Source organism: Alteromonas sp. G5_S2_22_S1, from assembly GCF_054968525.1.
Genome location: NZ_JBQKUJ010000005.1, coordinates 192,686 through 216,378 on the forward strand (window position 1 = coordinate 192,686; position 23,693 = coordinate 216,378).

A 23,693-nucleotide genomic window follows, 5' to 3' on the forward strand; every position below is an offset into this window, starting at 1 on the left:
AATGGATACCGTTAACGCACAATGAAAACATTAGCTGACATAGCAGACAGGCTTATGGTATCTGTTGACTTGAACGTTTTACCGTCACTTATTCTTGTTATCGAATCGTTGGTCTTAAGCATTTCTGTGTAGGTCGATAAAGGCAAATCTACCGCTTTCTTGTTAAGAATTACCATGATTTTTTCAACATTGTTTCCGTTATCTGATTGGGCACTGCGCTTAGCCCCTTTTTCAGCCTCTCGAAAATAGGTGTAAACACCGTCAACGGGCGCATAGTGCTTTAACTTGCCTTGAAATAGTTGCGGGTATGTTTGGCGCAGCTGCAATAAGGCTTTAATGCGCTGCTGAGCCCAACGTTCATCGTTATTAAGCCCCTTACCCGTAAAGGCGTTTTTATCACTATCTGAAGGCCACCCGCCAGGGAAATCAGAGCGTATAATACCGTGATCGTCACTGCCTTCGTTACCCATTAGAATTTCCGTTCCGTAAAATACCTGTGGGATCCCTCGGGTTGTAAGCAATAAAGTCATCGCCATATTCCACTTGGCTTTATCGTGTCCAAGTTGCGTATAGATTCTGCTCATATCGTGGTTATCGGGGAAGATAACCAGATTGTTCGGGTCGCCATATAAAAAGTCGGTAGCCAGGGTTTCATAAACCGTAATAAAACCAGAGTTCCAACTTTCATCGCTATTTAATGCTTTAACAACGGCAGCCTGCAATGGAAAATCCATCACGGATGGTAGCGCGCTATCATAGTCATCGTGGCGCTGACTACCCGCTTGCCAATAGGCCGTGATTGCGGGGTTTACAGACCATTCTTCACCCACGATATTAAAGTTAGGGTATTCGTCCATTAAGCGATTTGTCCATTCACTTAAAAACGCTTTATCAGGGTAAGAGTAGGTATCTACACGAATACCACTTAAATCTGCAGTCTCTACCCACCAAATAGCATTTTGGACTAAATAGTTCGCCAAGTGTGGATTGCGTTGATTTAAATCTGGCATCGTAGGCACAAACCACCCATCGCTAAACCCTTTGATATCGCTTTCTATGGCATGAGGGTCGTGCAGAGATTCTCGTTTATGGGTGGTGCCGACGAACTTTCTTTCATTATTGATCCAATCCTTTGATGGCGTATCTTCCATCCACTTATGATTACTACCGATGTGATTAAGCACCATATCCATGATAACGCCAACCCCTTCGGATTTTGCTTTTTCACTGAAATCTATAAAGGCGTCATTAGAACCAAAGCGCGGGTCAATGTTGTAGTAATCTGTGGTTGAATAGCCATGGTAGCTGTACTTGTCCATCGCATTTTCAAGCATAGGCATGGTCCAAATCTGCGTGAAGCCCATGCTTTTAATGTAATCTAAGTTGTCCACGATACCTTGGATATCGCCGCCATGACGGCCACCTTTAAATTGGCGGTCTACCTTATCTTGATAACCGTCAACATTATCATTTGCGGTATTACCATTTGCAAAGCGGTCAGGTGCAATAAGGTAGATAGCGTCTTCTGGTCCAAAGCCTTTTCTTGATGCAGAGCCTTCTTTGCGTTTTTCAAGCGGGTAATGCACCGTACGTTGGCTTCTATCATTGTCAGTCAATGTAAGCACGAGGTCTTGCGCCTGGGCGCCTGAAGTATCAAGCGTTACGAAAAGATAGTTTTCACTATCAAGTGCCTTAACTCGGCTAACTTTTACATTTCCCGTAGCAAGAGAGACGGCGTCATCAGCTACGTCTTCACCGTAAATCATCAACTCGACTTCGGGATTTTGCATACCTGCCCACCAATTAGGTGGGTATACTTCAATTTCACCCTGCTGCAATGCATAAACGGGAACCGCGGCTAGTGAAATAGCCGAAGTGAGAATTAACGGTAACGCGCGATAGCGGTTTAAACAAATAGAATGGCTTACGCTGTTAAAATTGAACACATGAACACCAATGTTAAAAATACGTTAAGTACAAGATTATATCGAGATACTACCGTGTACACTTATTCATACCAACGCTCTGCATACGTATTCACCGAAGACCTTTTAAGAATACCTGGTCAAAATACCATGTAAAAAACAATAGCCTTCCACGTTGTACGCCTGCGCTAACTTAATGAAACTTACGGAGCTTGCTTAAAAAGCAAACACCTTGGTTTCCAACGCGTCTAACGTTGTTGTAGCGCGGTAGTTCACCTCGCCCTGCTCAAGCGTTAAACCGTCATGAGAAAGTAAAGGTTTAAGCTCAAGCTTGTTGCCCGCGGTTTCTATCGCAGAAGCCGGTACTGTCAGTGAAATAGGGCCTGTAGCGTTATCGCTAAAGTTAGCAATAACAATAAAACCTTGGTCGTTTTTCTCTCTTATGAACGCAAACTGCTGCTCAGAATACGCAGATCCTTCAACGCCTAGGTTCAGGGCATGCAGGCTTTGATAACGCCCAGTAATTGCGCTATTGCTTGTAGCGATGTTCATGACGTCTTTATAAAAGCGATGCAACGCTTTTTCTTTCTCTGTTGACTGCCCTGCATCAAATTTGCCGTTGTTCATAAAACGTTGATGAGCCGGTACGCCTGCATAGTCAAAAATAGTGGTTCGTGTTGGATCGCCAAACCCAGTCTCTTCGCTACCGTCTTCACCAACATCTTGTCCAAAGTAAAGCAAGGTAGGAGCGCTACTAATTAGTGCACTTACGGCTAAGGCAGGTTTTCCTTTGTCAGCGTCGCCGACAAAATCTGGGCTGGCTATGCGCTGTTCATCGTGATTTTCTAAAAAATGCAGCATATGTGGCGCAATATCGCGAACTTCTTCATGGATAGCGACCAAATCACTTACTGCACCACTGCCCTGCATAATCTTTTTCAACGTATCGTAGAAACCTACTTTGTCGTACAAATAATCCATTTTACCTTGCTGGATATAAGCACGGTATTTATCTGGTTGGTAAACTTCAGCCAACAGGAAGGCGTCTGGCGCCTTTTGTTTTATGCTGCTGTTTAAAAATGACCAAAATTCAACGGGTACCATTTCGGCCATATCATAGCGAAACCCGTCTACCCCTTTATCGAGCCAATAATGCGCTATATTTCTAAACTTGTACCAGGAATCCGGTACGTCTTTTCCTTCCCAGAACGCCGCATGTTCCGCAAAAGACTTTTCGCTAAAACCTTCAGGTAGGGTTGGGAAATCATATGTACCGTCGGGCCTTACGCCATAATTAACCTTAACGGTTTCATACCAGTCATTAATATCGGGCTGAGCGGCACGTGCCCCATTACCCGTCCACTTAGCTGGAAACTCATCAAACTTGCCATCGGATAAGGGATGACTGTCACCACCAAGGGGCTTATAGTCGCCGCCATCAGGAACTTCAAACGCTTCGCCAACAACATAATAAAAGTTGTTGTCGCGGGCATATTCCACAGAGGTATCATCATGGGCACCAAAGTCGCTGACTCCCTCTGGGGCTGACAGTGATTCATAGTCGCGGGCCACGTGATTAGGCACAATATCGATGATAACTTTCATTCCCGCATCATGCGTTCTGGCAATGAGAGCTTCAAACTCCTCTAAACGCTTGGCCGGATCATCGGCAAGGTCGGGGTTAACATTGTAGTAATCTTTAACCGCATAAGGTGAACCTGCGCGGCCTTTAACCACATCTGGGTCATCATTTGAAATACCAAACGCGGTATAGTCGTTAATAACGGCGTGGTGCGGAATACCTGTATACCAAACATGGCTAGTACCTAGGGCTTTTATCGCTGCCAGCGCTTGGGGCGTAAAATCACTAAACTTTCCAACTCCGTTTTGTTCTATCGAACCCCAGGGGTGGTTAGCGTTATTAGTATTGCCAAATAAGCGAGTAAAAACCTGGTATACAACCGGTTTTCCCTGTGTTTTGTCAGAAGTATTAGGTGCAATCATCTCTGCATTTTGCGTTGAGTTAGCAGTTGTCGAGGTCGCTTCTCCAGCTACTGACTTTTGAGAGGGTGATGGACCTGAGCACGCAGCCAGTCCAATGGAAAGCACAACAAAAGATAATGGTTTGAGACAAAAACGACGTTGAATTCTTGGCATTGTAATCATCATAGTAACTATTAATAATGCCAACAGGATACGCGTTAACCGTTTGTTAAAAAACATGCATACGTATTCAAAACTAAAAAAGCCGCCAGTGTAGGCGGCTTCTGCTGTTAGATATTAAATACTAACTAGGCTGCGTGCGCAACGCGTAGGGGTTGCGGTGTATACTGTACAGTTGGTACCAGTGAAGTATCCATAGCTTGAAGGGCGTTTTGTAGTCTATTGTGAATCTTCATATGAAAACCTTTTAAAGGCTTTGCAATCTCTTCAAGAAGCACGCTAGGCGACAATCGATATGGCATTCGTTTGCCATTAAACTCAATAGCCTCACCCACAGGCTCAAAATGAATACCAAATGCTTTCATACGTCGCGCAAGCTTTGGCTCCATAAGTACATAGGCATGCTCTACATTTAGGTGCTGACATACGCTGGTTGCCATTAAATAAAGCGCGATAGAAAGATAGGGAAAATGTTCTAGGTTAAACGATGTAGTACTTTTCTTTTTAGCTTTTTCTAACTTCTCTGAGGGCAAAATCTTAGAGCGCATCTGGCGTACTCTAAATTCTCTTGGTATCGCTAAACGCGATATTTCACATACACTTTGCGGTGCTAAATTAGAGGGAAGTAACGTACCGTCTTTAAATGCATCTTTGCATTTCTCTTCTAAGGGAAGTGAAAGACCAGCATTGGTCGGTAAAACTAAACGTATTGTACCTGCGCACTCCCCTGTTGGAAGATGTTTGATGTAGCAGTTTATAGCGCGGTCGTCGAACTTATCTTTTTCAAGAGCAGTAGCATTGGTTTGCTCAAAGTTCATCTCTTCACAATAAACCTTATGCCGTGTTTTATAACTTTCTTGCTTTTCGCTTTCTTCGTTAGCAATCACTAGTTCATAACGGCTAAAGAAGAAATCGGAAATACTTTGCTCAAGCGAAAGTCGTTTTGGAAGCACTTTTGAAAGTTGCGTAGGCAGTTTATTTAATGTGCTTAATACAGCACCGTTAAATGCACGCATTGCATTCACTGTTCTTATCTTCAATGTAAAGTTCCCCTGAATTAATTTGTTATTAGGCTTGTGGGTAACTTCCTGGTCGCAACGACAGCCTTTAGTTAACGTTTAATTTATTTTTGCTTTGTTATTGGTATCTCGGCTTTGTCTGATAAGCGCATCCCCGCTTACATAATCAGACTTCGCTAAGCGGTCATACAGTAATACATTTGCAGTGGCCGCTAAATTCATACACGAATAGGTGGGCACGTACACGACGTGATCGCACCAAGACAAGATGTCTTCACCAATACTTCCATCCTCCGGACCAAGTAAATAAAACGCATTTTCCGGATGCTCAAATGAGGGAAGCGGCGTTGCGCCTTCTACTAACTCCACTGCAACGACAGACGCATGTTGCGGAATAACATCGCGCAGGTTATCTACACCTATCGTTGGAATGGTTTTATGAAACGCTTTAGTGTCTGCATTGAAATCCTTAGCGAAGCGATAGCGCTGGCCTGTGTAAAATACACTCGCTACGCCATAGCAACCCGCCGCTCGTAGAATTGATGCAACATTTACTGGATTTTTAGGGTTCACTAACCCAATTGATATTTTTTGATTTTTTATTTGCACGTTTTTTGTTTTTTTCTTATTTAATTTTGATAGTGCCACGTATGACTTAATGCTTCTAGATCAACGCGTAAAAAGTAACCTTAAGTATAATAAGCGCTCTCTAAAACAGCGCATTTTCAACACTCTAAAGCCTAGATAAGCGCTAATCGCGCTATTTTTACCGATTTTATAAGAAGGCCCCACGTTCTCCCATTTTTCTACTTGTTCTTATGTTTTAAGGCTACAACGAGACGAGAAGCTAATTTTTTAATGTCAGATTACTTCGCGACATTTCTCACGTGTGCATACACATCGTATTGAGCAATTTGCAGACCAAGTTAATGAAAGAATTACACAATGCGTGCAAACTTTACATACCTACACGGTGACAATTATGTAAATAGTCATGAGATCAGAGGCTTAGGGTTTAGTCTTTTCAACGCAATAGCGTTAAAAGTAGGCAGCCGGTTAGTATTCGAGGGAAAATTTAAGGAAAGTAGGCGGTGATACGTTTAAGAATAATTCACTTCAGACACGTTAAAGCAACTTACTCCCCGCAGCTGTTGCAAAAAAGAAACATCGTAAGAATCTGAAAAATAGCAAATTTTTTAACGTTAACAAAAAAGCCCAGTAGAAACGTGGGCTTTTGTTCGATTTGTTGCTGTTTGCAGACACAAATAATTGATAAAGATAGGTTGCTTTTACAACGCTACCTTTTTTTGATGTCTAAAACCGTTCCCACTTGAAAGCTTAAGATAGCGCCTTGCCATACGCCTACCCTGCCCGTAACCTTTTAAAAGTTTCTTTTTGTCCATGGTTAACCGTTTTACACAAAACGCCTCATCGGGTGCAATTACGCGAATGGTACAGTCGCTAGGAGGGCTGTTAAGAAACGCAAGGGTGTCGTTATAAATGGAGGCCCGTTGCAGCATTTTTTCAAGCAATGCGGGTTGGTTTTTGTACATCTTTTGCATCAACCATGGCGATTTAACTTCAGGCTTCGTGAAACCCACGGGTTGAGACAAGATTACAGTAATATCTCTCGCCCCCATTTTATACGCTTGTATAGCGGGAATAGCGTCAGCGACACCACCATCTAAATAACGCGTACCGTTAATGGTTATTTCATCGCGGTACGCCGTTGGTAACGCACATGATGCCACCATCAAATCGTCTACATTATCTTTTGTCGCTTGAATATATTCGCACTCTCCAGAGTCTGCATTAGTAATTCCAACAAACAAGGGCATGCAGCTTTTCTCGCCAGGTGCAGGGATATTCATAGACTGTTTTGAATGATGCCAAAGCCAGTGGACATCCGTCATATGCCCGCCTTTGATGAAGCGTAATGGGCTGAAGAATTCTCGTTTGGTGGCATATTGAGTAATGATGGTTTTACTCAAACCCGGCATTTTAGATACATACGTAGAGAGGTTAGTTGCGCCCGCCGAAACCCCCAGGGTGAAATCGAACGCGTAATAATCATGCTCCATAAATTTATCGAGTACGCCAGCTGCAAATATGCCACGCATCGCGCCCCCTTCTACTACCAGTGCACTTTTCATTTTCCATCTCCTTTTGAAATACGCTTTTATCTGGTAAGACCACCTATGACAAACTTCATCCTACATGATTTTACAGAATTTCAAAGTACAAGAGATGTGCCATGTTAAAAGAGGTACCAAAATAAAAAACCGCGAACGATGTCGCGGTTTTACAATTTTTTCATAACGAGGTCGTTTATTTCATCGTTATCGTTAACGTTGGCGCATTTCCATCAGGGCCTGACACTTTAAATTCATAAAGCCCAGACTCCGCAACTTCAATCATGAGATTATTGTTACTTGCGCCAAGTATTTTCGGCTCGCTAGGCGTTACTACGTTGCTTGCTGCATCGTTCGGACAGCCAAGGTTTACTGTCGACCAGTCTTCAGAAGCTACTTTGAATTCAATACTACCTGCGCTCAATTCAATGTCTGCGGTATAAACACCTTCTCCTTGATATTCAAACATATCGACCGCTCCCCAGCCATTCATACCACCACGAATATAAACTTGAGTGTCGCCCCAAAACGCTTCTTTAAATACACCAATGGTTGGCGCATCTAAATCAGTGACGTTGAATACGAACACATAGCGGTCTGCGGTTTCAATGTTCAAAATAAGATTGTCGTTAGTGGCGGCGAGTCCCAATGTCTGACCAGGCGCAAGGTTGCGATCTGAATCATCGGCTGAGATCGCACCGAAGTTCACGGTATTCCAATCTTCTGAAGAAACCTTAAACTCGTAAGTCCCTGGCTCAACATCACGAGAGAAAGTGTAAACACGTCCGCCTTGGTAAGCAAACTCCTCAGCCGTACCCCAGTCGTTCATTGCACCACGAAGATACACTGGTGTGCCAACATAGGGCTCTTCGTTCTCAACCATAAGGATTGGTGCTTCGCTATCAGTCGCATCAATAGTAAACAGATAGGTCGCGCTCGTCGCTGGTGTAAATGAAAGGTTGGTATTAGTACGTGCAAGAACCTTTTCTTCACCCGCTATTACCGTACCTTCTTCACCATCCGCTGCGCCAAAGTTCACTGTACTCCAATCTTCAGATGCGAATTTGAATCCATATGTAACGCCACCTTCAAGTGTAGCTGTTACGGTGTACTTACCGTCACCCTGATAGGCAAATGCATCATCCGTTGACCAACCATTCATATCTCCACGCAGGTAAGCGATGGTGTCGCCGTAAGGAACAACATCAGGCGCACCAGACGTGGCATACGCTGATAGTCCATAACCTTGGGCTCCAGACTGTGGTTTTACGAACACAGCAATAGTTAGTGCAGGAACGGTAAAGGTTCCATTACCATCTTCACCTTCTACAAATGTGGCGCCGCGTACCGCAGCATCGACAGAATTCATTTGTGTGGCGTGAAGCGAAAAACCTGTTGCTGTGTTTACCGTGATAGACTTCTCTTCATACCCTGTATTCACTAGCACCATAACCGCATCATTCATCATGTCTAAATCTTGGCGAGGTACTTCGCTGTTTTCAGATATGCCGTCATCAATACTCATCGCTATAAGACCACGCTGCTGGCGTTCGCCAATATTATGGAAACCTATACGGTCGATGATGTCTTCAGCGGTGGTTAATCTAAACAGCGGACTTGTCATTCTAATATTAAGCAATTCTGCAAACACATCAGAGGCAAACATTATATCTGCCATTGAGGCCGCGCGATTTGGATTGTAAATGAATTCACCCATTTCTTCCCAACGGGCTTCGTTGTCTTGTGCCAACGGTAAACCTACGTTCCAATTGTTCGTTTCGTAGGTGAAATCGACGTAGTTAAACCAGTCGCCCGCATCATAGGTATTTCTATCCATTGATTTTGAGCGAAGCATGTCGCCGCCCATTTGTAAAAATGGAATTCCCTGAGACACTAGATTAATACCCATTGCTACATTTTGGGCACGAACCCGCTGTTCTAGAGTAATATCTTGTGGAAGCGTGTAGTTTAACTGATCCCACAATGTTTCATTATCGTGCTTCGACACGTAGTTAATGATATCCGCAGGATCTTCTGCATAGCCGCCTAAGTTACTGGTAGCGCCTGCACTTCCTGAAGACGTCTCCAAAACATAGTCTTTTAACGTTCCGATCATGCCCATTTTTACACGGTCTTGCGCGCTTAATAGCCCTTCATCTTCCGGCCTAAAGATAGCGCCTTGGCGAATAGCTTCGCGAATACGGTCGTTATAGGTACCAATCTCGGTACCAGCCATATTGAGCTGGCTCGCTTGCTCGTAACCGCGGTCTATTTTAGTCCAGCCTTCACCGTAGAAATAGTTGTCAGCATCGATAGCTTGGACTGCATCACGCAAGCGTACCATAGTGTCTTTTGTAGCTTGGCTCATGATGTCGAAACGGAATGAATCATACTTATAATGCTCAGTCCACATTAGCAGCGAGTCTTCCATGAACTTTTCCATCATGACATTGCGAGGCTCTGTGTCATCACAGCACGTTTCACGAACAATCGCACCCGTATCCACTTCATATCGGTGATAGTAGCCCGGTACCGCTTTGTCTAATACTGACTTACTGAAAACACCCGACGCATTGGTATGGTTATAGACTACATCAAGTGCAACACGTAGCCCCATCTCGTGAAGTGCTTGGATCATGGCGCGCATTTCTACAATGCGTTCTACACCCTCTGCACTCGACGCATAGCTGCCTTCCGGCGCGTTAAAGTGATGAGGATCATAGCCCCAGTTAAATGTATCTAGATTACGTAAATCATTAGTAAGCTGCTGAGCTTTACCCGCTTGAGATAAAGGATCGTAACCGTTGTAAACGTCAATTAGCAATGCATCAGCGCTTTCTTCTTCACATACAGCAGCACTGCTATTTAAGCGACACAGTTTGCCTACCGTATCGTATAAATCTACCGTTTTTGTTGGATCCTCATCGATGGTTGCAATGTCATTTGCTGGGAGTATATGGAAGTAAGTAAGCCCTGCTTCAACAAGCTTTTTAAGGTGCTCAACCGGTGCTGTGCCCTCTTCAGTAAAGGCAAGGTATTTACCTCTATTTTCCTCAGACGTAGACATATCACGTACGCTAAAGTCACGAACGTGCCCTTCGTAAATGACTGCATCTTCATAATTTTCAACCGTCGGAATAGTATGAGTATCCCAGCCTTGTGGTTTTAAATCATCATCAGCTAGATTTACGAAGCGAGAGAAACGGCCGTTTGTGCTTAGTGACACAGAATATGGGTCTGTAACAAGCAGCGTTTCTACATTCCCCGTAATAGGGTGATAGACGGTAACTTCATAACGGTAAAGCTGACGGTCAAGGGACATATCGCCTTCATGACGCCAGACACCAGACGTATCATCGCGAACCATATCAATACGTTGGCTTAATGTCTTGTTGTCGTTATAAATCAGAAGATCAACATTTGAAGCAGTAGGCGCCCACAATGCGGCAGTAATACCTGTATCAGAGTAGATACCACCAAGTTGAGCTTCGTCAGCATCGTCTTCACCGAGCGTATATAGTGCGTCTATTCCGTTAGCCAGTTGGATCCCGGTCGCAACAACAAGCGCACCGTCAGCATCGTAACCCCCTACTACGGCTTGTGTCGTCAACACGGTTTTAGCATCTTCAACCGACCAGTCGCCTTCCCAAGCCTGCATAGCAGATAAGTGCGGCGCACGGGCAGATTGCTCTTCGGTAAGTGTTGTACTCATTAACGTTACTTGAGTACCGTTAATACCCTCTTCCAGCGTACTCTCTAAGTCAGCCTCTGCTGAATAGTGAAGTTTCACCTCTGAAACGGTTTCAGGTACGTCCCATAAAATAGTGTTGGCATCTAACCAATGCGCGCCAAAACCCTCGATATCAACAGGCTGAGGACCAAGAGACATGATAGGAAACTCGAATATGGTTGCCTCGCCAGAGAGGGTAAAATTCATGCGTACAAATGTTTCATCATCTTGTACTAAAGAACCCTGGAAGTTTCCGCCCCCCATTTCTTTTCCGGCATCGTCAGTGCCTTTGTGGATGATGAAATTGTGACAGCTTCCATACCCTTCTTTAAGGTCTAGAATCCAATACGCACCATAGTTAGGATCGATACCGCTATGAATGCGACCGTTGGCCCAATCCGTGTCTGCGTCAGCATAAGCATCACACTCGTCATTGTTCCAAGTATGTAGTCTCCAGCCTTCATAAGCTGCATCGTTACTTGAGTTATCAGCGTCAACAGCAGCCCGATTATAATAAAGTACAGCTTGATTAGATGAAGGGGTAAATACAGGTGCAGGTAAACTTGGATCAGCACCGGCTTCACATGCATCGTTCGCTTCATTAGGTACGAGCGGCGCATCGCATTGAATAGGTGGTGGCGGTTCACAAGCCGTACCGGTTGAATTAGGTACATTTGGAACCTCACAGGTAAGCAGATCGTTCGTGCCCGACTCTACGCCCGAGCCACCGCAACCTGCAAGTGTATATGCGCCTACTACGAGTAACGCAGCGCGCACTACTCTTTTTTTAGTAAACATAGAATTCTCCTGAATTTTTTCGCTACTTTTGGCAACCGAATATTCCTTCGTGTTGCTAAATAAATTACCTAAGATGCTGTTTTTCATAGTTGATATGTCATCCCTAGGTAATATTGCGTACCAAAGTATTGGATAGTGCCGGTTTGCTCTTCTGATGAGAAATAGCTCTTCGTTGGCTCGTCTGTTAGGTTGTTAACTTGAAATAGTACGCTCCAATTGTCGTTAATCTCGTACGACGCTTGGTAATCAATAACCAATTCTTCATCAAAATTAACCACCTGATCGTTTACCGCTACTTGCTGCGAAACAAATGCGTCGCGATATCGGCTAGACAAGCGAGTTTCAAAACCTTCGTATTCCCAAAACACGGTTAGCGTAGCAACGTTTTCAGAAAGACCTGGTAAGTTAGCGGCATACACGTCATCACCTAGCGTGCGTTGAATTTCACTTTCGGTGTAAGAGTAACTTGCGCTAACGCCTAAGCCTGACCACATACCAGGCAGCATGCTATAAATTTGCGTATAGGCGATTTCTAAACCGCGAATATAGCCGCCTTCGGCATTGTTTACGGCTGTGCTGTAGCTACCATTTTCAGTAGGGACGGTAATAAAGATAGGGTCGCCATTTTCATCAAGCGCTAGTTCGGCTTCCTGTCCTGCAAACTCTGGCGTCAAGTAAACCGGCACACTTACATTGTCAGGAATTACAATGCCGTTTGCTTCAAAATCATAAGGCTCTATTTCGATGTCTTCTACGAACGATTCAATGTCTTTATAAAAGCCAGCGACAACTAATGCGCCTTCCGTATCTGAGAAATAATACTCCCACGAAACGTCGTATTGAGTTGCATAGAATGGCTCTAAATACGGGCTGTTTCGCGCATTCCCGCTAACTCTTGCGGTAGGATTAGACAAGGTAATCTCACCAGAGTCTCGGTCCTGGAAAGCAGTGACCGTTTCAATAGTGGTTGACGCATTCGCAGCGAAACGGTTGATAGGCGCCCTGCCCATCACCTTCGCGGCTGCCACACGAAGCTGAGTATCATCAGTAAGTTTGAAATTCAGGTTAATCGATGGCAGTACGTCCGAGTATTCGTGGCTTAGTAGCGCCGGTCGATAGAAGTTATTAATAAGACCAACATCGTCGATAATGTTTTGTGCACCAGCCGTAGGGTCACTAACTTCAACCGACGTTCCGGTCTCAAGGTCTTCAATTAACTGAGTAGCACGCTGTAGCGTCGTTGAACTTTGTTTACTTTTAACGTAACGAACACCAACATTACCTGTAACAGGAATACTGCCAATTTCTGTATTAATGTTTGCCATCAAGTAAGCAGAATTCACAGTTTCAAATACATCGCCACTTTCTTGTAGCGTCCACGCAGTAGCTGGCCCTGTACCTGGACCATTAATAACGCCGGCAGCGCCAGGTCCCCACGTTTGAACAGGGTGTGGCCTACCGTTTGGAAACCAAGCATTAAGTGCACTGTCTAGATCAACGGAAAGATAACTTGGAAAATAACCAAAATCACCGCTCCAATTTACCTCTTCGACCATATCAGAAGTTAACTGAAGTGGCGGTTCGCTGACTGAAAATGCACTGTCATTGCCGTATTCAAACACAGAGCGGTCATTGTTATATTCCCGGTCTGAATAACGATAGCCAAATTCAAAGCCTGAAATGATTGGCACATCGACATAATATTGGAAGTCTACGCGATAGGCGTCTAACTCATCTTTGTTTTCATACGGATAAATGCCGTATTTACTTACCATTACACGGTCTAAGTCTGTAAAAGCATCACTTTGATTAAAACCGATATCAGGTAAGTTTAGTCCGTTGAGCAAATAAGAAATTTGAACGTTTTCGTCGAACACGGGGTTTGCCGCTGTCGCGTCTTCGCCAACAAGCGACCACAGTAAGCCGTTTCTAAAGTCGCTTTCAGCACTTGAGCGGGAGACGTCAAACTGAACCGCTAAATCTGGCGATATCTCCCAACTAGCATTCACGCCCAAGTTGGTAACACTGTCGAAATCTTGATTGTCGTCGTTTACCAACTCAACACGGGTAAAGCTGTTGTCTGCACGAGAAAATGTGCCGCCAATTACGCTGTTGTTTACTACTACAGGATTAGTTATACCAGCGTTTATTCCACCTAGATTAACGCGAAACCCACGTGCAAAGGCTTCGGAGTCAAATTTCGAGATAAAAGCATCAGCTTTAAGTGTAAAGGTATCGATAGGTGCCCATTCAAACGCGGCAACGTAACCATCGCGAGTCTCTTCCCCGCCCTTGTGCTGCATTTCAAAGCCTTCTGAAATGAGTTCACAATTGGGGCAATCTGCTGGCCCGTCTATATCACCTTCAAGTCCGTCTACATCAACTTGACCGTTATAAGCTAAACCAATGAATTGAGTAGAAACGCTCGGTTGGAATAAACGAGCATAACCTAGTGATACACCTAGCGTATCGTCAAGGAATTTACCTTGATATGAAAAACTCAGTCTATGTCCATACTCTGTAGCATCACTCACCTCTGACGCTCTATCGTTGTACATGCCACGCATGTTGGCGCTGAATTTATGCTGCTCTTCAATGGCAAGTGGTGATGCAGTTTTAAGTTCTACCGTACCCGCTATACCCCCCTCAATAAGCGATGCCTTGGGAGATTTATAAACCGCCGCCTCACTAATAAGCTCTGAAGGATACTGATCAAACTCAATTGCCCGGCTTCCGCTGGTCGATACCTGCTCTCTACCGTTTAATGTAGAAAACACAAAGTCACCGGATAGACCACGAATGTTTATCTGCGCGGCTTGCCCCCCGGTTCTTACCGCAGAGATACCCGGCAAGCGGGTCAGTGCATCCGCCATCGACACATCGGGAAGTCCGCCCAAATCGTCTGCAGATATTTGTTCAGAAACCGTATCGGAGAAGCGTTTCTGGTTTAGTGATTGGATCAAGCTGGTACTAAAACCACGTACTTCAATACGCTCTAGGGTATCTTCTTGTGGTCGTTCAACTTCGTCTATTGAGGTGTCTGGTGACTCTTGGGCATAAAGAGGAGCTGCGCTAAACGCGACCCCACTACTTATCAAGGCCGCCATGATAGTGCTGGGTTTGAATGTTTTCATTGGTGTCCCATTCCTTGTTTATTATCGACACTTTTAGGACTACCACCCCCAAAAATGCCTCTTATGGTTCAACACCAAATACTACTGTTTTGTATAAAAAGGGAGCAATGCTATGCATACGTATTCATTTACATCGGCGCAACATATTTTTAATTTACCAGTAAAAAACCAGCGTAATTGTAACAATTCATCCTTAAAAACGAATAAAGCAGCCTTTTGGCTGCTTTATCCTTTACCTGTTTAGTTAGCTAATGCGTTCGTTCGCAGCACTTCTAACCATATGAAATTATTCAACTCATTGCGCGCTTATACTTTGCAACCATCCCATTTATATACTCGTCATGTGTCGGCAACTTAGCAATGGGCTCTTTTTTGATTTCCAACAACCTTGTTAACATTTGATTTAACTGAACTTCAGGCACACTGTTTACCAGACCGTGATAATCCTTAGGAGTAATCCCCTGACCGTACAAGACCTGTAGCCATGAGCTTTCAAGGAATAGATCATTTTGTTCTCGTAGCAGATTTCCGCTTTCTTTAAACAACGCAATTTTATGTGCAAGGGAATCGGGTAAAGTAATATTTCGCATATCATTGAAAAAGGCGCTATCGGTTCGCTCATTTACGGTGTAATGCAAAACAAGAAAATCTCTGATTTGTTCAAACTCTAATTCAGACTGCTTGTTATATTCCGTTTCCAAACTCGGTGCAAAGCCGTTGTGGGGAAACAACTGAATTAAGCGAACAATTGCAGATTGAATGAGGTGAATACTGGTAGATTCAAGTGGCTCTAAGAATCCACTTGATAGACCTACTGCTACTACGTTTTTGTACCACTGCTTACGTCGTCTGCCCGTCGTAAACTTTATCAGTTTAGGGTCGCCCAATGGTTTGGTATCTAAGTTTGACAACAAGGTTTCACAGGCCTGATCATCACTGATATAGCGTGAACTATATACGTGGCCATTACCATTTCTGTGTTGCAGTGGGATCCTCCATTGCCAACCCGCATCGTGGGCAATAGAGCGCGTGTAAGGCGCGGTTTTTTCATGTCGCTCAGACGGTACAGCAATGGCACTATCACAAGGAAGTAAGTGAGACCAATCGTCGTAGCCAGCGCCCAGCGCTTCCTCTATCAATAGCCCCTTAAAGCCCGTGCAATCAACAAATAAGTCCCCTTCAACCACGTCCCCCCTTTCTAAGTGAAGTGCTTGAATAAAACCGCTGTCGGTAAAACGTTGAACACGTGAAATTTTACCTTCTTTGCGTACAACCCCCATATTTTCACTCAGCTTTCGTAAATACTGAGCGTATAAACTGGCGTCAAAATGATAGGCGAAAGGTAGCTCAACGACTGGGTCTTTGGCATTTATCTGCGCAAATCGTCCCGATTCAGCGGCATGGTAATTTAGGTCAAAATCCCACAGGTCGTCTTTTAGGCCTTGCTGGCGCGCCTTTACCCAATAGTGATGAAAATGACAAAATGCCATGCTTTTGCCCGGCGCACCAAAGGTGTGATAGTAGCTTTCACCCTTCGTTTTCCAATTTTCGAACCGTATAGCAAGTTTTATCGTTGCTTTAGTATCATGAAGAAACTGTGCTTCGTCGATACCTAACACTTGGTTTACTAGGCGTATTGGGGGGATGGTAGCTTCGCCAACACCGACCGTACCAATCGCTTCAGATTCAACCAGAGTAATATCAACTGCTTTACCCAACACCTTTTTCATTAATGATGCAGCTAACCAACCAGCCGTTCCACCGCCGGCAATCACTACACGCTTTATCGGTTTATTATGAGGATCTTGCATAAACTTCTCGCAATTCGTACCAAAAATTTTGAAGGGTTCCTTTCATACAAAAAGAAAAGCCACCATTTGCTCTCTCTTTTAGCACAAGCTAAAACAAAAAGCAGCAGGTGGCTTTACACACACGAAGAAATTAGAACTTGTAGTTAAATCCTAGCAAGTAGTTCGTTCCATAAGTTTGGAACTGCGTGATTTGACGGCCGTCAGCCGCGGACGCTTGAATATCATCTTCATCGGTCAGGTTCTGTGCTTGTAAAGTAACACGTAGGCCTTCTAGATATTCGATACCAGACTCGCTAAAGTCATAGCCAATTTGTGCATCAACAAGCGTACCGCCTTGCTTTGTTGCATCAACAAGCGCAAGACTTGTACCTCTTTCCTCAGTCAGGAACTGATCACGTTTTGTTGCAGCCAAACGGAACTCAAAGCCAGCATTTTCATAAAAGAAAGTCATACTGTACGACTCTTCAGACAAGCCAGGAATACGTGTTTCAGTTTGGCCAGGTGCCGCGTCAACTTCACCATCCATGAAGGTTGCACTCGCGAACAAGCCAAAACCTTCGAGTGAATTGTGGATCATGTCAAAGGGTAGTGAACCCTGAAGTTCGTAACCACGCACAAACCCCTCGAACCCATCCAATACTCGGTTAACTTGCCCCTCAAATAGCACTGGAGTTTGACCTTCAGAGCCTTTGTGCAAATCTGGAATATAAAATTCACTAAAATCTTCTACAATTGAAGTGTCGCGATGCCAGTTTTTTATATCCTTATAGAAGAAAGACACAGCCACATAGCCCGTATCCGCAAAGTAGTTTTCGTACGCCAAGTCAAATTGATTAGCCTCAAGTGGTCGCAGCTCAGGGTTGCCCGCACTACCACTCCATGGGCCATTTTCAAGCCTATCGCTAGTTATCTGTCCGTCATTGAAAGCAAATGTAACTTGTGTATTCGGACGCATATCATCCATACGAGGACGAGAAATTACTTTGCTTAAGCCCAAGCGTACAAATTGACCTTCAGCAACTTCTGCAGATAAATTAAGTGTTGGAAGCACATCTGTATAATCAGTGCCACCCGATATAGGGTTTGCAATCGTGTACCCTACTGTATCTGATGTAGTAGCAAAGCCTGTAGATTCTTGATCCGCACTTACTACTTGCAGGCCTACGTTACCGCGCACCCAAATATCACCAAATTCCATCTCTAGGTCTAGTTTGGTGTATAAAGTAAGTAGTTCTTCATCAACGGTGTAAGTATCACCTAGACGGTCATTTTGAACACGGCTCGCATCGTTTTCAATGTAATATCCACTTTCATATAACGCCAGTGAGTCATATGCAAGCACACCATTAATGCCGATAAAATTAAGGTTAGTTACACCAAGCACATCGGGAATTGCTGCATCATCTGGATAAGAAGGCGCTGTAAGATATGCACCATTGTTATCTTTAGATTTTGAGCGGTCAGAGTAAACAACACCTGCAGAAAGGCCTGTTACCACACCCCAATCTACATAACCCTTAACGTCGAAACGAAGGGTATCAAGCTCTTCTTCAAAAAACGGTTGGTTTACGAAGCCGTCTTGTCCGTCAGACTCTAGTAAAGGTGGTGCTCCCCAGGCTTGCGGACCTGCAAGGCTAATAAGTGTTGGGTCGGTAAGGTCAACCGGTGCAATGGTTGGGTGGTCAGAAAACAGTACGCCAGAAGACGTCATTTCCCAACTGCGTGCAGTAAGGGGACGTCCGTCAATACCGGCACGACCGACACCAGAATAGCTCTCTACCTCTATGATCTCTTTCTCTACTTTACCAGTGGAGTAGTCTAGCTCTACTGTCCATGAGTCATTAATTTGATACTCGACATTAACACCAACCGTTGTTAAGTCAGCATCTTGTTGACGCGCATCATTTCGAACGACACTATAAAAGCCATTTGTATAGCCACTCGTTACAAGCCCATTTTCAACACCGGTAATTACATACGGATTAGGGCCCCACTCAGGGCCACCTTCTTCAACGCCTCGGCGCACATCATTTTCAACAAAGTCGATGTAAAGAGCATCTAGCTGAATATTCAATTTATCAGTTGGAGCCCATTCAACTACTGCCGCTATTGAATCACGTTCAAGCATCGCTGAGCGCTGGAATGAGTCATGTCCACCAAGGACTACAGTTCCAGCAGGTACTTCCACTGAATCCAAATCACGTAGTTCACTATCAAAACCGACATCTGCATAACCCCAACCGCGGAAGTATTGCTCCTGGCGCGGCGACTCCATGCTCGCAACAGTTAACGCTAAACCAATGGTATCGTCGGCAAATTGATCGACAAAGTTAACAGAAATGCGGTGACCGTCGTTGTCAAAATCTGGGTTTGGAGAGTCTTCAGCATTCTTTTCGAACGTGCCGTTTACGGTAAACGTGCTTTCTGCCGTTAGAGGCTTAACCGTTTGAAGGTCAATTGAACCACCGATATTTTGGGTAGTCATGCCCGCTTCTGGTGTTTTGTATACCAGAATGTTTGAAATGATTTCCGTTGGATAAAGGTCAAACTCAACCCCACGGTTATCACCCATACCTAGAAGTTCACGACCGTTTAGTGACGTACCAACGTAGTTCTCGTTAAAACCACGAACAGAGATACCACTTGTACGACCGTTACGACGTTCACCAGTTACACCAGGAAGACGTGCGATTGATTCTGCAATACTGGTATCTGGTAGCTTACCAATATCTTCTGCTGATAACGCTTCAACAATTGAGGTGTTATCCATTTTGATTGCTTGAGCACGCTGTAAGCTGCCGCGAATACCGCTCACTTGAATTACTTCAAGATTTGCTTCATCAACAGCATCAGTGTTTGCATCTTGTGCAAATGCTGGTGCACTACCAAACGCCATACCGCCTGAAATAAGCGCAGCTTTAATTAGGTTGGGTTTAAATTGTTTCATAAAACGGGTGTCCCATACGGTTATAGTTGTTGTCTTTTTGTTGTTCTTATGACAATTAAATGACAATACATCTCGTCGGCATAATGCTATAGAGGACCTAGGGTTTACACAATTGCCTGCATACGTATTCAATAAAATTTGTGCAACACGCCGTTAACAAAGGATACGCAGGCCTTTATGTAATTTAACAACACAATGTGGATTTACCGGGGCTTTTACGGCAGATAGTTGTAATTTTGTTACATGCATTTCTGCAGAGTTGTTAATAAGCGCGCACAAAAAAGCCCGCTTAAAGCGGGCTTTTATCACAAAATTGTTAAGCGTTAGCTTACCAACCTGTAGTTTCGCGAAGCGCTTTACCGATTTCGGCAAGTGAACGTACTGTTTTAACGCCTGCGTCTTCTAGTGCTTTGAATTTCTCATCAGCAGTACCTTTACCGCCTGCGATGATTGCACCAGCGTGACCCATACGCTTACCCGGAGGCGCCGTAACACCTGCAATGTAAGAAACAACTGGCTTAGTTACGTTCTCTTTGATGAACGCAGCCGCTTCTTCTTCTGCAGTACCGCCGATCTCACCGATCATAACGATAGCTTCAGTTTGTGGGTCGTCTTGAAACATCTGAAGGATGTCGATGAAGTTTGAACCAGGAATTGGGTCACCACCGATACCAACACAGGTAGACTGGCCGAAACCTTCGTCTGTAGTTTGCTTAACCGCTTCGTACGTAAGTGTACCAGAGCGAGAAACAATACCTACTTTACCAGGCTTGTGAATATGACCAGGCATGATACCAATTTTACACTCTCCAGGAGTGATAACACCTGGGCAGTTTGGACCAATCATGCGAACGCCTTTAGCTTCAACGTATTCTTTAACGTAAAGCATGTCTAGCGTTGGGATACCTTCAGTGATACATACGATTAGCTCGATACCCGCATCTGCAGCTTCAACAATTGAATCTTTACAGAAAGGCGCCGGTACGTAGATAACTGTTGCAGTTGCACCAGTTGCTTCTACCGCTTCACGTACAGTATTGAATACTGGAAGACCTAAGTGCTCAGTACCGCCTTTGCCTGGTGTTACACCACCAACCATTTGCGTACCGTAAGCAATTGCTTGCTCAGAGTGGAATGTACCCTGACCGCCAGTGAAACCCTGGCAAATTACTTTAGTATCTTTATTAATTAATACAGACATTATTTGCCCTCCGCTGCAGCAACAACTTTCTGTGCTGCATCAGTTAGCGATTCAGCAGCAATGATATCAAGACCTGAGTTCGCTAGAACTTCACGGCCAAGCTCTGCATTGGTACCTTCAAGACGTACTACTACTGGTACTTCTACGCCAACTTCTTTAACCGCACCGATAATACCTTCTGCGATCATGTCACAGCGTACGATACCACCGAAGATGTTAACCAATACCGCTTTAACATTGTCATCAGAAAGGATGATTTTGAATGCTTCAGCTACACGCTCTTTAGTCGCGCCGCCACCAACGTCTAGGAAGTTAGCTGGCTTGCCGCCGTGTAGGTTTACGATGTCCATAGTACCCATTGCAAGGCCAGCACCGTTAACCATACAACCTACGTTACCGTCTAGTGCAACATAGTTTAGTTCCCACTGAGCTGCGTGAGCTTCACGGGCGTCTTCTTGCGAAGGATCTTGCATATCTTTCAGCTTAGGCTGACGATATAGCGCGTTACCATCGATACCTACTTTTGCGTCTAGGCAGTGTAGGTTACCGTCAGTTTTGATAACTAACGGGTTAATTTCGATAAGTGCAACGTCAAGCTCTTCAAACATCTTAGCTAGGCCAAGGAAGATTTGAGTGAATTGCTTAATTTGAACGCCAGAAAGACCAAGAGCAAACGCCATTTCGCGTGCTTGGTAAGGCTGAGGACCTACGATTGGGTCGATTTCAGCTTTAAGGATCTTCTCTGGGGTTTCTTCTGCAACAGTTTCAATCTCAACGCCACCTTCAGTAGATGCCATAAATACAACGCGACGGGTTGTACGGTCAACTACTGCACCAAGGTAAAGCTCGTTAGCGATATCTGTGCAAGATTCAACTAGGATTTTGCTCACAGGCTGACCGTTTTCGTCAGTCTGGAAAGTCACCAAATTTTTGCCAAGCCAGTTTTCAGCGAAAGCGCGAATGTCGTCTTTGTTTTTAACTAGCTTTACACCGCCAGCTTTACCGCGACCGCCCGCGTGTACCTGACACTTAACTACCCACTCTTCTCCGCCGATTCGGTCAGCGGCTTCTACAGCACCTTGAGCAGTGTCTGCTGCGTATCCTTCAGAAACAGGCAAGCCGTATTCTTTGAATAGCTGCTTACCTTGGTATTCATGCAAATTCATGGTGTTTCTATCCGATTTTTAGTAAGACAAAAGCCGCAAATGCGACTTGATTAGTTTGACTGATATTATAGGGCAAATATCAGCGTTGCGTTAGGTGCTAAGCAAACTTACGCATGCGAAGCACCCAACCACAATTCCGCGAGATGAAAACCTTAAACGTCTAGTAATAGACGTGTTGGATCTTCTAGCATCTCTTTAACGGTTACCAAGAACCCTACCGATTCTTTACCATCGATAATACGGTGGTCATAAGAAAGCGCTAGGTACATCATTGGTAGAATTTCTACTTTGCCATTAACTGCCATTGGGCGATCTTGGATTTTGTGCATACCAAGAATTGCGCTTTGTGGCGGGTTAATGATTGGTGTAGACATTAGTGAACCAAACACACCACCGTTGGTGATTGTGAAATTACCACCTTGTAGTTCAGCGAGTGACAGCTTACCGTCACGGCCTTTAAGTGCTAGTTCCTTAATTCCTTTTTCAACACCCGCCATACCCAGTGTATCAGTATCTTTAAGTACTGGTGTCACAAGGCCACGCGGTGTAGAAACAGCAATCGATACATCGAAATAGTTGTGATAAACAATATCATCACCGTCGATAGACGCGTTAACTTCAGGAAAACGCTTAAGCGCTTCAGTTACGGCTTTCACGTAGAAAGACATAAAGCCAAGACGAATACCGTGACGTTTCTCGAAGCTTTCTTGATACTGCTTACGAAGGTCCATAATAGGCTTCATGTTGACTTCGTTAAACGTAGTCAACATTGCTGTTGAGTTTTTCGCTTCAAGAAGACGATTAGCAATTGTTTTACGAAGACGCGTCATAGGTACACGCTTCTCAGTGCGGTTGCCCGTTGGCAATTCCGCTGGCGCTGACTCGGTTGATGCAGGCGCTGATTTTTGAGCACTGTCACCACCTTTTAGGTACTTTTCAACGTCTTCTTTAGTGATACGGCCATTTTTGCCCGTACCCTTAACTTTAGACGCATCTACGCCTTTCTCAGCTAGAAGACGACGTACAGATGGGCTAAGCGCATCGCTGCTTTCGTCGTTGTCATCGCTCTCTTCTGAAGCCGCTGGTGCTGATGCACCGCCTGCAGCGCCTTCAACAAACTTGGCAATAACTTCTTCAGCTGTCACTGTTGCGCCTTCTTCAGCGATGATTTCTGCAAGAGAACCATCTGCAGGCGCTACCACTTCAAGTACGACCTTGTCAGTTTCAATGTCAACCAAGTTTTGGTCACGAGACACCGCTTCGCCTACCGCAACATGCCAAGTAGCAATAGTTGCATCAGCAACAGATTCTGGAAGAACAGGTACTTTCACGTCAGATGCTTTGCCAGAAGCCGCTGGAGCAGCTTCTTCTTTAGACTCTTCTTTAGACTCACTCTTAGCTTTCGGCTCAGAAGCTGCAGCTGCGCCGCCCTTCTCTAGCTTTGCGATTACTTGCTCGCCTAAAACTGTTGCACCCTCTTCGTTTAGGATTTCACCAATTGTACCGTCCGCTGGCGCCACAACTTCTAAAACCACTTTATCAGTTTCAATATCAACCAGGTTCTGGTCTCGTTTAACTGCGTCACCGGCCTTAACGTGCCAGGTTGCAATGGTGGCATCGGCAACTGACTCAGGTAGAACCGGAACTTTTATCTCAATTGTCATTAC

General features: G+C 44.6%; 12 protein-coding genes. All 12 read right to left on the minus strand.

Annotated features, from left to right (window positions below):
* Nucleotides 1–11: 11 nt before the first annotated feature.
* The 12 genes from ACTRWF_RS07970 to odhB all read right to left on the minus strand — a co-directional run bounded on the left by ACTRWF_RS07970 (nt 12) and on the right by odhB (nt 23,690).
* Nucleotides 12–1,946, minus strand: coding sequence for an alpha-amylase family glycosyl hydrolase (locus ACTRWF_RS07970; RefSeq protein ID WP_462835344.1), 1,935 nt, complete (start codon nt 1,944–1,946; stop codon nt 12–14).
* 195 nt (nt 1,947–2,141) lie between these two features.
* A complete protein-coding gene (locus ACTRWF_RS07975) occupies nt 2,142–4,091 on the minus strand; it encodes an alpha-amylase family protein (RefSeq protein ID WP_020744918.1) in 1,950 nt (649 codons plus the stop codon).
* Between the two features lie 125 nt (nt 4,092–4,216).
* Nucleotides 4,217–5,128 (minus strand): PEP-CTERM/exosortase system-associated acyltransferase, encoded by a 912-nt coding sequence (locus tag ACTRWF_RS07980; protein WP_462835345.1) that lies wholly within the window; start codon nt 5,126–5,128, stop codon nt 4,217–4,219.
* Nucleotides 5,129–5,206: 78 nt separating this feature from the next.
* Complete coding sequence (locus tag ACTRWF_RS07985; protein ID WP_041912888.1) at nt 5,207–5,716, minus strand: RNA methyltransferase; 510 nt, start codon at nt 5,714–5,716, stop codon at nt 5,207–5,209.
* Nucleotides 5,717–6,396: 680 nt separating this feature from the next.
* Complete coding sequence (locus ACTRWF_RS07990; RefSeq protein ID WP_015067215.1) at nt 6,397–7,260, minus strand: patatin-like phospholipase family protein; 864 nt, start codon at nt 7,258–7,260, stop codon at nt 6,397–6,399.
* 175 nt (nt 7,261–7,435) lie between these two features.
* On the minus strand, nt 7,436–11,767 hold the full coding sequence (locus tag ACTRWF_RS07995) for an alpha-1,6-glucosidase domain-containing protein (protein WP_462835346.1): 4,332 nt from the start codon (nt 11,765–11,767) through the stop codon (nt 7,436–7,438).
* Between the two features lie 83 nt (nt 11,768–11,850).
* Nucleotides 11,851–14,901 (minus strand): TonB-dependent receptor, encoded by a 3,051-nt coding sequence (locus tag ACTRWF_RS08000; protein WP_458724173.1) that lies wholly within the window; start codon nt 14,899–14,901, stop codon nt 11,851–11,853.
* A 290-nt stretch (nt 14,902–15,191) separates the two neighbouring features.
* Nucleotides 15,192–16,712, minus strand: a complete 1,521-nt coding sequence (locus ACTRWF_RS08005) for a tryptophan 7-halogenase (RefSeq protein ID WP_462835347.1) — start codon at nt 16,710–16,712, stop codon at nt 15,192–15,194.
* Between the two features lie 130 nt (nt 16,713–16,842).
* A complete protein-coding gene (locus ACTRWF_RS08010; RefSeq protein WP_278384200.1) occupies nt 16,843–19,659 on the minus strand; it encodes a TonB-dependent receptor in 2,817 nt (938 codons plus the stop codon).
* 328 nt (nt 19,660–19,987) lie between these two features.
* Nucleotides 19,988–20,860: a succinate--CoA ligase subunit alpha gene (gene sucD / locus ACTRWF_RS08015; RefSeq protein ID WP_025255209.1), complete on the minus strand. Its 873-nt coding sequence runs from the start codon at nt 20,858–20,860 to the stop codon at nt 19,988–19,990.
* Nucleotides 20,860–22,026 carry an ADP-forming succinate--CoA ligase subunit beta gene (gene sucC / locus ACTRWF_RS08020; RefSeq protein WP_012518365.1) on the minus strand — a complete coding sequence of 389 codons (1,167 nt, stop codon included), beginning with the start codon at nt 22,024–22,026 and terminating at the stop codon, nt 20,860–20,862. The genes sucD and sucC overlap by 1 nt, the downstream gene beginning before the upstream one ends.
* Before the next feature lie 152 nt (nt 22,027–22,178).
* Nucleotides 22,179–23,690, minus strand: coding sequence for a 2-oxoglutarate dehydrogenase complex dihydrolipoyllysine-residue succinyltransferase (gene odhB / locus ACTRWF_RS08025; RefSeq protein WP_015067210.1), 1,512 nt, complete (start codon nt 23,688–23,690; stop codon nt 22,179–22,181).
* Nucleotides 23,691–23,693: the final 3 nt, after the last annotated feature.